Origin of the sequence: Geoglobus acetivorans (genome assembly GCF_039641995.1) — an archaeon.
In the GTDB taxonomy this organism is placed as follows: Archaea; Halobacteriota; Archaeoglobi; order Archaeoglobales; family Archaeoglobaceae; genus Geoglobus; species Geoglobus acetivorans.
On sequence record NZ_CP087714.1, the window covers coordinates 1169046 to 1180862 of the forward strand.

The window sequence follows — 11817 nt, forward strand, 5'->3', positions numbered from 1 at the left end:
GAGATTAATAGATAAACCTTGCCTGAGATTCATTCAGGAGTTTCTCCATTCTTTCAACAAACTCAAATGCTATGCTGAGAGCAGATTTTGCTTCTTCCCTGGTTGCGAAGTAAGATACATCGTACTGATCTACATGCCTCGTTTCCCTCAGTCTGTCAAACAGATCAATCCACTCCCTTTCAAGTAATGGAGTTCAAAGGTAGGAGCCCTTCCGGACTTCCCCTTTATTGCCTCCTCGCTAATCTCCTCTACCGGGATGAATTCTTCAATCAGCAGTCTCATCGGATCACCTATCTCAGATTTTCAACATCTGAGATGAATGTAATGCCCTCATTCCTGCAGGCTTCTTCGTAATCAGTATCGAGACTCGCCAGTGCATCCAGTTCGTAGTGCTTGCAGGCTGCCAAAATTAGAGCATCATTTGGGAGCAACCCGTATTTTTGGACGAAATCATTTGAAATGCTCACGACCTCTCTATTGATCTCCAAAAAGTTCAAAGCTTTAAAGCTGGGTATATCAGCTCTACAAACTTCTTTCCAGCAGGCTGCTTGCCTTCTTGTTTCCTTCAAAATGCTCTATGAAGATGTTACTGTCCAAAAATACCTTCATATATTTCAGCCTCAAGCTCATGCCAAGATTTTTCTGTTTTGAGCACACCTTTGGTTTTTTTCAGAGTTTCAAGTCTTTTTATCGTATCTTCTACCTTCCTTCTCAGAATTTTCTCGATTTCTTTTTCAGAGCCTTCAAGCTCCCTTGGTATCCTCGCCTTAATTGTTATCTCACCCATTTCCAGCGCCTGTTTAACATAAGCTTTTAACCTTAAAAATTATTTGACTTAAAATCTGAATCGAAGCAAATTTTCATCTTCCTAAGGCTGAGTGAATACAGGTGGAATTATAAACAAAGCACTCCTGCAAGAGATCTACAGCGAAATATGGAAGATACGGGAAAAAACTCAAAGAGCTTATGATATCCGTGGAAAAAAGTTTCTGAGGAAGAACTTCAGGAAATCAGGAAGCTGAAAAAAAGAATCACTGAAAGGAGTATAATATTAATTGAGAGTAGATAAAGTAAGCAAATATTAAAAGCTTAAGAATTCCTTAAAATTTAAAAATTTAAGATAAAAGTATATTGTATATTGAGTTCAGACTATCTACAACCTTTTTTAGCTCCTGCCCACCAATTAATTTTATTCCATTTGCTCTGGCAAGCTCAATTGCGGGTTTAGTGTAATTGCTGGTTGTAATGATCATCCCTTTATCGGTACCATAATATTTTATTGCAGCAACAATCTCCTGAACTGCCTTGTTACCGACTTTTCTTTTTTCACTATATCTTTTCACTTGAACAGCTATTTTCAAACCGCCTTTGGAAATTATTAAATCAGCTCCCTGATCTCCTGTATGTTTTGTTTTTTCAACGTCAAATCCCAAACTCGCAAATATGCTTCCAATCAGCGTTTCGAAGTCGTGCCCACTCATTTTGGTTAGTTCTACCCAACATATTGGCAGAGCATTTTTTGACGCATCATTCTCGCTTATTTTGTTCATTGAATTGGACTCAAGCTCGCTCTCATACCTTTGTAATCGCATGTTTTCAATAATTTCTACAATCTTGGCATATATCTGTCTTTCTTCCAATTGGATATTGTATTCCTGTAGAACTCTTGTGAGATACTTCAGACTTTCTCCAATAATCTCTTTCAAATACTGTGCATTTATTTGTGTATCAACATCAGAAATGGCAAAATCAATCTCATCTGCAATATTTTCATCATATTGGAGAAATAACCTAATTATTTCGTTTTCATCTCTCGGATTTTTGAGTTTTATCCACTCCTTGAATTTTTCATATCCTATCTTTTCCAATTCCTGCACTAAGTATTCTTCAAGATCTTCACCAGAAAGTTTGTATCCGTATCTGTTGTTGAGAATGTAGCTCACTTTTTCGATGTCATCATAGTCTATGTAATCATCTAATATATCGAAAGTTGGAAATTGCCGATATTTGTTTACCCATTTTTCAGCCTCTTTTATCAAGTTAGATATGTATTTGTATGCTCTATCGTCTTTTAGCAATTTCTGGATTTCATCACTACCTTTTTCAGAGTTGTCATCTCCCCAAAAAAACAATTTAAACCCCATAGGAAGTCTATAAAATATTCTATTTTTAAAATTTTATTTGGTTTGTTTTTAACAGAACTTAAAATTCATAGAAATCGGCCAGTTATGTGCGATGTTTACTATACCAACCCATAAAGCACTCTAAAATCATAAGCCCCATTCTTCGTGGATGAGAGTTTCCATGCCCAGAAAAGACTTCTTCAGGTGGAAGATTTAGAACGGTATCCACCAATTTGCATCTCTGCTCAGCTCTCTTCATGCTCTGTCTGGCCTTATCGGCAGATGGAGTTACTCTCCTCAACAATCTTTTTCTCACACAATCCTCAAAGTCCAACTCCTTCACCCCATATAACAAAGGGAATTCACAAGCTCACAGTAAAAGATTGGATCATTCTCTTTAATTCTGGCAATTTTTTCAGGAGTCAGTATGAGTAAATGAACGGGTTTTCCAATCTCTTTCGCAAGGTCTTTTTCAACCCTTGCAATCTCCTTCTCTCCCGGATGCTTCTCCACTCGAATCCAGATATCAATGTCGCTATCCTCCCTGTTTGTTCCCTTTGAATAACTTCCGTAAACTCCAAGGCTTACCATCCATTCTCTTCGGTGTTTGACAAGTGATGTTTGCAGTTTTGTTATGTTGAGCATAATTTTGATCGCCCTTACTTCAGGAGCTTCATGAAGAACCACGTATTTCCTCTTCTGCCTTTTCAGGACTCCTTCCATTTCAAGCAACCTGAGAAACTGTGAAACAAAACCCTTGCTTCTTTTCAGAGACGTTGCAACCTCCTCAACCCCAACCACTTCTCTTTCCAGAATGAATTCTAGGGTTTCCACCCTCTCTTTGCTGGAGAGAATTTTCCATATGTTCATGATATGTGAACTTGTAGTTCATGGTTTGTGAACTGAATATTTTATCCGGATTTCATGCAGGGAGTTGTCTGGAGAAAAACAACTTCAAAAAAATGCCCTCATGGAGCCTCAAAAAATTAGAGAAGTTCTGATTATGTCTGACTACAACCGGGAATAGATGTGTTGGCCTGAAGACGTCATTCAAACGCTCTAAGAAAATGAAAGGATAACAGAATGAGGGTTTATAAATCAGGAGCACAGGCATTTCGGCTTCCCTGTAAGTGAAAAAGCTCGCGATATTGGGGTTGTTGGAGTCAGCAAGCCAGCAGGGCGGAAAAAGATCGAGAGAGATACAGTGAAATCAATTGAATGCCTTTAAAGCTCCAGGGGAGAAGATGTAATTGATGCATTCATGATGTGGGGAAGCAAAGAATTTTAACTTTCATCACAATCAAAACAACATGGAACTGAATCGAATACTCCCGGAAATCATTGAGACCATTAAAACTCATCCCGATGTAATCGCAATCTACCTATTCGGTTCTCAGGCAAAGGGGGATCAGACCCCACTATCAGATGTTGACATTGCAGTAAATCCTCGAAAATCCAACTCCAGAAAGTGAAGCAGACATAGGCAGCATGGCAACTCAGGAAATTGACATCGTCCTGTTTCACCGCCTGCCGTTACACATCAAATTCGAGGTCTTCAGACACGGGAGAGAGCTTTTTGTCAGGGACGAGGAGAAGCTCGCAGAAATAAGATTCAGGGTTATGAGGGAATATCTCGACACACTGCCCATGTACAGGCGAATATCCTCAGAGGTGCTTGGATGAGGCTTGCAGAATACATACTGCGTTTTGAGAGACACCTCAAAGGTGCGGTAAACCTCAAGTCAAAGGACGTGAAGGATTACTTCATTTACAACACTCTAGCGATGGAATGCTTTCAGGCCGCAAACACCCTTATGGATTTAGCACAGTACATAGTTGCAAAGAAGAAACTGGGATTTCCCTCAACCTACAGAGAGCTTTTCGAAATTCTTGAAAAGGAAGGATACATAAGCGAGGATGAACTAAGAACCTTCAAACGGCTGATATTTCTTCGAAACCTCATAGCTCACGAGTACTACAGGATTTCAGAAAGCGAACTGCTCGAGATGGTGAATCTGCTTGAGAAATGTTCTGGCTTTGTCAGTAGAATAAAGACAGAGGCCAGCTGGGAGTGAATGCATTTGGAATTCACGTATGTTTTGCTGTCATCAGCCACCGGGTTACTGAGAACCACTTCGATGCAGTCTTCACTGACCTTATTGAAACCATGTCCCGCATTCCAGCTTTTCAGATTTCTTTTCTGTCTGACTTGAAAAAACAGTCGAGCTCATTAAATCGGAATCGCCGTATCCACAGAATATCGGAATAAACTCTCTCAAACTGAGCTTTATTCCCCCAATTTCAGCCTTGTCGAGGAGTTCTTCCACTTTGTCTGCACCTTTTTCAGTCACTAAGGTGTGTAAAACTGCAAAGGCATCGAGAATATAATTCATCTTTCCATCTCCCTTTTCTTCTCCTCTTCTTTGTATTCGGCAAGTATCTCGTCAGGCCTTCTCCTGAACTTCACGAGACCTCTTCCTCTTGTTTCCGGAACGGGCACGATAACTATTTCACCTCCGAAGTCCAGTATCTCAACCTCTTTTCCAGCCTCAATATTGTACTTTTTTCTGATTTTAGCTGGAAGCACCACCTGCCCTTTTGTGGATATTTTTATAGGCAAACCATCACCCTCCTGAATTACGTCAACCTTAGCAATTCTATTCATGTTGCTGCACAGTTCATTTTCGAGTTTAAGCTTGATTGCTCTAGTTTTTGAATAGATAATAATTTTGTTACCTTCATAGCGCCTAGCCATGTTGGAGCGTGGGGATTTTTGACAGAGTGTTACAGTCTGAGCAGATGACCATTTTTCTTAAGCCATTCCTTGTGTTTTTCATAATTCGGCATTAACATTTTTACTTTATTCCAGAAGGTTTTGCTATGATTTTTCTCTTCTAGGTGTACCAACTCATGAACAACGACATAGTCTATGACAGGCAACGGTGCCATGATTAGCCTCCAAGAAAAGTTCAAATTCCGTTTGTGGGAACATGATGCCCATCTTTTTTGTGCATTGGTTATATTTACCTTGTTGTAATCAAAGCCTCGAATTTTTGCGTACCATTCCACTCTTTCTGTTATTTTTTCGTATGCTTTCTCTCTATACCAGTTAACAAACACTTCCTTTGCGATTGGAAGGTATTCCTTTGAAAGCAAAAACTCGTTATCGAGTTTAAGGGGTTCTTTTTGTCCTTCAACGATTCTCAATTTGTAGTACTTCCCCAAATAGAGGAACCCCTCCCCATTTACGAACTCTTTTTTTGATGCTTTCGGATCTCTTGAAAGAATCTCTTTTCTTTTTCTTTCAATCCAATCTCTGTGTTTCAATATGGTATTCCATATAGCCTCATCGCTCGCGTTAACCGGTGCCCTCACTATTAACTTACCTTCATCAGTTATCTGTAAGGAAATGGTCTTTCTTCTCGTTTTAATCAGTTCATCAATTAAAATGTCTGCTTTATTCTCCGTATACATGATATGCCAGCTCCAGGAGCTTTTGAGCAATCTTGTTCCTTTTTTTGAATAGCAGTCTTATCTCCTTTGATTTTGGAAGTAGCAGATGTGAGATTATGTATGATTTTAATGTCTTCTGCTTCGTATAATTTTCCCAGAAATCCACTGATTTTGTCTCTTTCCGGATTATTTCAACTATATCTCTTGTCATTTCAACGAGAAATTCTATTTTTTCTTTTTCGAGACTCTCGATGGGTACTTTTCCAAATATCTCCTGTTTCAGAAGTCCAAAGAAGGGCATCTCCTTTTTGGGATCAAATCCGAAAGTCTCTTCACCCTCCCTGCCTTTCTTCATTTTCTCTCTGAGTTTTTCAAGTTCGATGGCGAGCAATTCCCAGTTTTCTTTGTATTCTTCGAGTATTCTTTTCAATCTATCTGAAAATCTCTCGTAAAATTCGGGATCTTCTTCGTAGTGTTTTTCGATATGTTCTATAATTGCATATCTGAGCTCTTCTGCTCTCGCCTTCGGCGACTTGTTCTTCTTGACTTTTCGGATAAAATCTTCTGAGAAAAGAGGTGTAGGGGGAATTTTTGGATCAACACCTCTGGAAATAAGATACTCTTCAACAATTTCTCTTATTTTCCGACTTGCATCCCTTATGCTAAGTTTATCGTCCCTATATCTGTTTCTGGCGGATTCTTTAATGAAATTTACAATTTTCAGGTCTGTAACGTATTTTAGAGCTTCCGGATCAGGCAGTACTTTGTCTACCGCTCTGTTAAATCTCCTCACAAGCGTTATAAATTCGTCTCTGACCTCTTCATCCACGAGGATGTCTATGCACTCGTCAATATTTTCTCTCCAGTTGTTCACACCGAATTTTTTAAAGAAATTGTTGAGCTGGGTATGCCAGAATTTTAGCTCATCAATGCTTTTGGCTTTATTAACGACAACTTGGCTTATTTCTTCTATGTCTTCATCAGCGTAAACTGCGAGCGCCTCTCTCAGATGCTTAAGCACTCCAACATAATCGACAACATAACCACAGCTCTTATTTTTGTAGACTCTGTTAACTCTCGCAATCGCCTGCAAAAGGTTGTGTTCTTTGATTACATTGTCAAGATACATTACCTGCTCAAGCGGAGCATCAAATCCGGTTATGAGCATGTTATTGACGACGATTATGCCGACATTTCCACTGATTCCGCTATCGTCAGTCTGGTCAAATGGGAGTTTAAAGCTCTTAATAACTCTCTCATGTTCCTTTGAGTCAGTATACTTGCGATATTCAGGGGGATCATTTTGAGCTGGAGATATGACTGCAGCAACTTCCAGTTTTTTGAGCAGCTCCAAATCTTCTTCAGGATATCCATTTTTTTCGAGTTCTTCTATTTTCGCCTTCAATGCATCTTCAAGGGCTTTTTTATACCTTATAGCTGCGAGTCTTGAAACCGCAACAACCTGGGCCTTGAATCTGTTTGGAAAAACGTGCTTCACATAGTGTTCGATCATGTCCTTTGCCTTGTCCCTGATGACATTCTCATCCTCAAGATAGGCTCGCCAGGTGTATCTGCCCATAATCTTTTGCTTCTGCTCGGCATCCAGCATCGAGAAGACATCCTCGAATTTAGCGTTCGCTGCCTCCTCATCAGAAAGTTCCGCACTGTGAACCCTGCCCTCGTAAACGATCTCCACAGTTACTCCATCCTCAACCGCCTGTCTTATGCTGTATCTGTCAATGTAATCCCCGAAGGTTTTCTCGGTCTTCTCTATCGGAGTGCCAGTAAAGGCTATTTTCGTAGCATTTGGTAAAGCTCTTCTTAAATTGGCACCAAGAAGCTTGTATTGAGTTCGGTGTGCTTCGTCAATCATCACAAGAATGTTTGGTGAAGTGTTGAGAACAGGAAATTCTTTTTTCAACTCTCTTTCCTGGAACTTGTGGATCATTGCCATAATGAGGTCTGGCGTGTCCGTTCTCAGCAGTTCTTTTAGTTTGTTTATGCTATCCGCAAGATTTACGGTGTAGCCAACGCTTTTTGAAGTCTCTCTCAGCTGTTTCTCCAAATCTTTTCTGTCGGTGACAAAAACTATTTTGAATTTGCTCAGCTCGGGATCGTGGTACATTGCCCTTACAGTGTAGATCATCGTTAGGGATTTGCCGGACCCCTGAGTGTGCCAGACAATTCCTCCTCTCTCTTCCGGAGTTTTTCCTTCTTTGATTCTCTTTACAATCTTCTTTACCGCCCTGAACTGCTGATATCTCGGGACTATCTTTATAATTCCACCCTTTGAGTCCCCCTTGAATAGGGTGAAGTTATGAAGGATCTCGAGCAAATTCTCCCTTGAAAGCATTCCCTGGATCAGCACCTGCTGGCTCGTCACTATCTCGCTTCCTATGTCTGACAGGCTGTAGGGGTATGGGTCTTTCCACTCGACGAAGTGTTCATAATCTGATGTAATTGTCCCGTATTTTGCCACCTGATTCGAGGTTGCCACCATGAAAAGGTTGTACCAGAAGAGCTTTTCATTACCCTCTTTTACTCCTCTTCTGTTGGAATACCTCATAAGCTGGGTTATTGCCTCGTTTACTGGATCCGCTACTGTTGGGGATTTGCATTCGACAACAACCAGGGGCAGACCGTTTACAAACAGGACAATATCGGGTATGATGTGCTTTTCAGTTCCCGGGACGTTTACCTTGAACTGAGACACGGCAATAAATGAGTTGTTTTCAGGGTTCTTGAAGTCTATGAACCTCACAGTGGGGCTTCTCTCTCCCGTTTTTCTGTTCTCAGATACTGAAGTGTTTTCGAGTAGGAGATCGTGGATTTCCCTGTTGGCATCCAGAAGTGAGCTGGCAGATGGTGTCGTTATCCTCCTCACCACTTCGCTTATCTGATCTTCCTCAATCCAGGGGTTTATTCTCTTTATTGAGTCTTTTAAGACTCCTTCAAGGATCACCTCTCTAAAACTCTCCCTGAATTTTACGCTTTTACCGTATTCAGGCTCGTAGCCTGACTTAAATCTGACAATCTCTTTTACGTCCTCTGGATCGTCTTTATTCTGTCTGTAAATTTCCCAGCCCAGCCGCTGGAGCTGGGCGAGGAAGGGATTTTCAACATAGTGTTCCTCGTCAAGCTTGCGGAACATCTTTGACACCCAGCTATAGCTTATTAAAGTAGTCTCTTATTTTTAATGACATTAGTTTTCTTCTTTCTTCAAGGAATTCATAGTAGTTCATTTCCCAAAAGTTTTCTGGAAGGTCATACTTAGATAAAAAGATTCTTATCTCATCTTCTGACAACTCCTTTAGAAGTTCAGTCCAGTATTCTCTTGGAGATTTGTCTCCAATTTTTATATTGTCCTTGTATTCAAGATATGCAAGGTTTGCGACTTGGTTTATAACTTTTCGTGAGGTGATCCCTTCTCTTTTTAGAAAGGCTTTAGGGAAGATGTGGTGTAAATCAATTACTTTCTTCTTTTGTTTTATTAATGGGTTTAAGTAATCCTTAAGTTTGATATTTGAAAACATGACATTTACATCGGAGAATACTAAGGCCGCAGTGTATACTGAGAAAGCATAATTCACCGTTGAAGAGGTCTCCAATCTTCGAGGCAATAAAATATTCCAGAAATCATCCGTCAGATAAGTGTTGATTGTTTGATTTACAAAACTTTCGAAATTGGAGGAGGATAATCTGCTCAAGTCATCCTCAATTACCGATTCCGGCGTTCCTGTGTATCTCTGTGTTATTTGCGAGAACACAAACCATTTCCTGATAAGCGATTCAAGATCTCTGAAATCAATGTTAAATTCATATTTGCCCAGGAGGTAGAACGCATATGTTACGTAAAAAGCAACTTTAGAGCTTATTAGCTTTTCATTAACAAACCCTATACTGTGAATGATTTTGATATAATCGTGCCAGTTTGTTAAATCTAAAGCCTTCTCCTGACCTTCCTTGAATTTTTGGAAATTCTTTTCTCTTATCTCCTCCAAGGTTACTTTGTTCTCTAAATCTCTTCCTTTTAATATTAAATAGGCATACTTCAATTTTCCTCTCAAGAAAGAGTATGCCACTATGGTTCTTATCAGATTCTCCGGGGTTGGAGTTATTCTTATCAGGTTGTAAGGGCTTGGTTTTCCATCAGAAGATTCTTTATGGGAAGCCTTGCAAAAGTTCTCAAGTAGTTCTCGTCCTTCAGACCAATAGACTGACATTAATGTGAGGATAAAATCAGATTGAGTCAGTGATTCTCCCTTACTGTTTATTCTTACAAATATCTCGGAAACTTCTTCAGGGTCCAGGTCAGTTGATAGCTCCAAGACAGAAAACGGATAATTTATAATATTTCTAACTTTTTCAATTCTGCTGGCTATTTCATTTTCATTTATTTCGTGTACTTCATCCTCTCCTGAAAACTTTTCCAGATATCCCCGAATAAACGAATATGTGGATTCTGTTTTAAAGATGTGGCTTATATCCGGTATCCACCTATGATCTTTCTCTATTGCCACATTCCAGACCTCAAACTTCTCTTCAATAGGATTAAAAGCTATCTTCAGCTTAACTTCTTTCACATTCTTGGATATAATTTTTTTATCTTTTATGATAGAATAAAGAGACGTTAGCCTTTGTTGCCCATCAATTACAAGAAACCTTGGCTCCCTTTTATTGTTGAGGTTTATTTTCCTGTATTTATTTGGTTCTAAAATTTCCCATAGTATGATTAAACCAACAGGCAGTCCTTTATAAAGTGAGTCTATCAGGTCCCTTACTTTTGTAGTATTCCATACAAAAGGTCTTTGAAGATCGGGGAGTGCTATTTCCCCTGTCTCTATATCATTTATTAAATTGACAAGATGATAAGTTTTAGGATTAAAAACGATGTTAGTTTCCATTTTGTCCAACCTCCTCAATCAAATGATTGACTCTAACCTTCCCGGTAAGCAAATCCTCCATCAATCCCCTTTTTATTCTTTCAAGTTTTTCTTTATAAGCCTGTTCCTTTTCTATAGCTTTATCTATCTGTGAGAGAATGGAGGCGATGCGTTGTTGTTCTGGGAGTGGGGGAAGGGGGATTAAATGTCTTGATGCTTTTGGTACTGTTAACTGCGGAATCCCTGTTTCCTCTACATAAAATTTTACAAATCCGTTTATATATTCTGAAATAAACCTCACATCCACCTCATACTTTGGCACAAGAACTAACAACCTGATAATAGCATTGAATTTTTCAAATCTTGGTATAGCTACTCCTAAAGCCCCTCTTGCGGTAATCGTAATAGAATTTTCTGGATATGTATAAGTATCACTATATCCATATAATCCTTTATTTTCTAAAGTGTTAGAAAATATTGGATATTTAAAAATATTGGTTTTATCTGGCGAAAAATTTAATTTGTCTATATCCCCACCAGCGTAAAAATCAAAAACTTCTCCCAACTCCACAACCTCCCACTCCTCCGGAATCCTGCCCAGCGGTGAGTCCCTGAACCTGTGCGTCTCCTCGCTCCTTATCTGCCCGTTCTCGTCTATGCCCCTGGTCAGCAACTCCTGCATCAGGCCCTGCTTTATGCGTTTGTATTTCTCGATGATTCTGTCGGTCTTTTCTATGGCGCTGTCCACCGTGCTTAAGATTTCGGCGATTTTGCGCTGTTCTTGAAGAGATGTTGGGACTAACAATAAAAGATTCCTCAAGTCGTCTTTACTGATTGCTTCAAAGGTACTACCTTGTGATAAATCCTCTAAAAGATGTTTCCAGTAAATCAACCCAAACCAGCCAAACTCCTCATCGACTGATTTAAAAGATATTGCAGCCAATCCTCTTCCAATACAATATACTCTATCTGCTTTATTGACTTCACCTACTGGTGCTCTGACACTAATCAGAATATCTCCCTTTTTCGACAATTTTGATGGTTTTATAACCCATTTTCTTGGAGCAGGATATTTATTAGTAAATTCAGCATTTCCCTGTAAAAAAGGAGTACCAATCCCTATTTCGTTGATTACATTAGAAGGCGGAGATTGACCCATATTAATATCCGCAATCTCTCCAAGACTTGCCTTTTTCCACCCTTCAGGCACTCTCACATCCTCAGCCATCATCATCTTTATTCCGTCCCTCCATTTGAAGTTTCTTTTGCCCTTTTAGTGCCCCTTTCATGCTCTTTCTGCTCCATCTCAGTTGTTGTCTGTCCATACTTTATCATTGTCATGATTGATCACTTCCCTC

At 39.6% G+C, this 11817-nt stretch carries 16 protein-coding genes; 3 read left to right on the top strand and 13 right to left on the bottom strand.

Features of this window, described 5'->3' with window-relative positions; genetic code table 11:
* Window positions 1-4 precede the first annotated feature (4 nt).
* From LPQ35_RS06915 to LPQ35_RS06945, 7 genes are all read right to left on the bottom strand, one after another.
* Window positions 5-169 carry a hypothetical protein gene (locus LPQ35_RS06915; protein ID WP_346297723.1) on the bottom strand — a complete coding sequence of 55 codons (165 nt, stop codon included), beginning with the start codon at window positions 167-169 and terminating at the stop codon, window positions 5-7.
* Window positions 148-282, bottom strand: a complete 135-nt coding sequence (locus LPQ35_RS06920; protein ID WP_346297598.1) for a hypothetical protein — start codon at window positions 280-282, stop codon at window positions 148-150. Before LPQ35_RS06920 ends, LPQ35_RS06915 begins: the two co-directional genes overlap by 22 nt.
* An 8-nt stretch (window positions 283-290) precedes the next feature.
* On the bottom strand, window positions 291-488 hold the full coding sequence (locus tag LPQ35_RS06925; RefSeq protein WP_193808144.1) for a PIN domain-containing protein: 198 nt from the start codon (window positions 486-488) through the stop codon (window positions 291-293).
* Window positions 489-586: 98 nt separating this feature from the next.
* Entirely contained in the window at window positions 587-787 is a 201-nt protein-coding gene (locus LPQ35_RS06930; protein WP_193808145.1) for a hypothetical protein, read from the bottom strand.
* Window positions 788-1115: 328 nt separating this feature from the next.
* A complete protein-coding gene (locus tag LPQ35_RS06935) occupies window positions 1116-2144 on the bottom strand; it encodes a restriction endonuclease (RefSeq protein ID WP_203219023.1) in 1029 nt (342 codons plus the stop codon).
* An 82-nt stretch (window positions 2145-2226) separates the two neighbouring features.
* Complete coding sequence (locus tag LPQ35_RS06940; RefSeq protein WP_193808146.1) at window positions 2227-2457, bottom strand: hypothetical protein; 231 nt, start codon at window positions 2455-2457, stop codon at window positions 2227-2229.
* A 5-nt stretch (window positions 2458-2462) separates the two neighbouring features.
* Window positions 2463-2993, bottom strand: a complete 531-nt coding sequence (locus tag LPQ35_RS06945; protein WP_346297599.1) for a nucleotidyltransferase domain-containing protein — start codon at window positions 2991-2993, stop codon at window positions 2463-2465.
* Between the two features lie 440 nt (window positions 2994-3433).
* On the opposite strand from LPQ35_RS06945, the gene LPQ35_RS06950 reads away from it, so the two are divergent.
* From LPQ35_RS06950 to hepT, 3 genes are read left to right on the top strand one after another with little or no spacing between them, the layout of a single operon-like run.
* Window positions 3434-3595, top strand: a complete 162-nt coding sequence (locus LPQ35_RS06950) for a nucleotidyltransferase domain-containing protein (protein ID WP_346297600.1) — start codon at window positions 3434-3436, stop codon at window positions 3593-3595.
* A 16-nt stretch (window positions 3596-3611) separates the two neighbouring features.
* Complete coding sequence (locus LPQ35_RS06955) at window positions 3612-3806, top strand: hypothetical protein (protein WP_346297601.1); 195 nt, start codon at window positions 3612-3614, stop codon at window positions 3804-3806.
* Window positions 3803-4198 (top strand): type VII toxin-antitoxin system HepT family RNase toxin, encoded by a 396-nt coding sequence (gene hepT, locus LPQ35_RS06960; protein ID WP_193808148.1) that lies wholly within the window; start codon window positions 3803-3805, stop codon window positions 4196-4198. The genes LPQ35_RS06955 and hepT overlap by 4 nt, the downstream gene beginning before the upstream one ends.
* Before the next feature lie 81 nt (window positions 4199-4279).
* Here the strand turns inward: hepT and LPQ35_RS06965 are convergent, their stop codons facing one another.
* The 6 genes from LPQ35_RS06965 to LPQ35_RS06990 all read right to left on the bottom strand — a co-directional run bounded on the left by LPQ35_RS06965 (window position 4280) and on the right by LPQ35_RS06990 (window position 11687).
* The gene (locus LPQ35_RS06965; RefSeq protein ID WP_193808149.1) at window positions 4280-4516 is read right to left on the bottom strand and encodes a hypothetical protein; all 237 of its coding nucleotides are present in this window, start codon (window positions 4514-4516) and stop codon (window positions 4280-4282) included.
* Window positions 4513-4788 carry an AbrB/MazE/SpoVT family DNA-binding domain-containing protein gene (locus LPQ35_RS06970; protein ID WP_193808150.1) on the bottom strand — a complete coding sequence of 92 codons (276 nt, stop codon included), beginning with the start codon at window positions 4786-4788 and terminating at the stop codon, window positions 4513-4515. The genes LPQ35_RS06965 and LPQ35_RS06970 overlap by 4 nt, the downstream gene beginning before the upstream one ends.
* 119 nt (window positions 4789-4907) lie before the next feature.
* On the bottom strand, window positions 4908-5597 hold the full coding sequence (locus tag LPQ35_RS06975) for a YgjP-like metallopeptidase domain-containing protein (protein ID WP_193808151.1): 690 nt from the start codon (window positions 5595-5597) through the stop codon (window positions 4908-4910).
* Entirely contained in the window at window positions 5581-8727 is a 3147-nt protein-coding gene (locus LPQ35_RS06980; RefSeq protein ID WP_193808152.1) for an HsdR family type I site-specific deoxyribonuclease, read from the bottom strand. The genes LPQ35_RS06975 and LPQ35_RS06980 overlap by 17 nt, the downstream gene beginning before the upstream one ends.
* Window positions 8728-8740: 13 nt before the next feature.
* A complete protein-coding gene (locus LPQ35_RS06985) occupies window positions 8741-10480 on the bottom strand; it encodes a GmrSD restriction endonuclease domain-containing protein (RefSeq protein ID WP_193808153.1) in 1740 nt (579 codons plus the stop codon).
* Window positions 10470-11687 carry a restriction endonuclease subunit S gene (locus LPQ35_RS06990; RefSeq protein ID WP_193808154.1) on the bottom strand — a complete coding sequence of 406 codons (1218 nt, stop codon included), beginning with the start codon at window positions 11685-11687 and terminating at the stop codon, window positions 10470-10472. Before LPQ35_RS06990 ends, LPQ35_RS06985 begins: the two co-directional genes overlap by 11 nt.
* Window positions 11688-11817: the final 130 nt, after the last annotated feature.

What these genes read in the sequence shown, in the direction of transcription:
- LPQ35_RS06965 (WP_193808149.1), bottom strand. Translation starts at nt 4,516, where the DNA reads ATGAATTATATTCTCGATGCCTTTGCAGTTTTACACACCTTAGTGACT.
- LPQ35_RS06950 (WP_346297600.1), top strand. Translation starts at nt 3,434, where the DNA reads ATGGAACTGAATCGAATACTCCCGGAAATCATTGAGACCATTAAAACT.
- LPQ35_RS06975 (WP_193808151.1), bottom strand. Translation starts at nt 5,597, where the DNA reads ATGTATACGGAGAATAAAGCAGACATTTTAATTGATGAACTGATTAAA.
- LPQ35_RS06945 (WP_346297599.1), bottom strand. Translation starts at nt 2,993, where the DNA reads ATGAACATATGGAAAATTCTCTCCAGCAAAGAGAGGGTGGAAACCCTA.
- LPQ35_RS06920 (WP_346297598.1), bottom strand. Translation starts at nt 282, where the DNA reads ATGAGACTGCTGATTGAAGAATTCATCCCGGTAGAGGAGATTAGCGAG.
- LPQ35_RS06930 (WP_193808145.1), bottom strand. Translation starts at nt 787, where the DNA reads ATGGGTGAGATAACAATTAAGGCGAGGATACCAAGGGAGCTTGAAGGC.
- LPQ35_RS06935 (WP_203219023.1), bottom strand. Translation starts at nt 2,144, where the DNA reads ATGGGGTTTAAATTGTTTTTTTGGGGAGATGACAACTCTGAAAAAGGT.
- LPQ35_RS06970 (WP_193808150.1), bottom strand. Translation starts at nt 4,788, where the DNA reads ATGAATAGAATTGCTAAGGTTGACGTAATTCAGGAGGGTGATGGTTTG.
- hepT (WP_193808148.1), top strand. Translation starts at nt 3,803, where the DNA reads ATGAGGCTTGCAGAATACATACTGCGTTTTGAGAGACACCTCAAAGGT.
- LPQ35_RS06990 (WP_193808154.1), bottom strand. Translation starts at nt 11,687, where the DNA reads ATGGCTGAGGATGTGAGAGTGCCTGAAGGGTGGAAAAAGGCAAGTCTT.
- LPQ35_RS06985 (WP_193808153.1), bottom strand. Translation starts at nt 10,480, where the DNA reads ATGGAAACTAACATCGTTTTTAATCCTAAAACTTATCATCTTGTCAAT.
- LPQ35_RS06980 (WP_193808152.1), bottom strand. Translation starts at nt 8,727, where the DNA reads ATGTTCCGCAAGCTTGACGAGGAACACTATGTTGAAAATCCCTTCCTC.
- LPQ35_RS06955 (WP_346297601.1), top strand. Translation starts at nt 3,612, where the DNA reads ATGGCAACTCAGGAAATTGACATCGTCCTGTTTCACCGCCTGCCGTTA.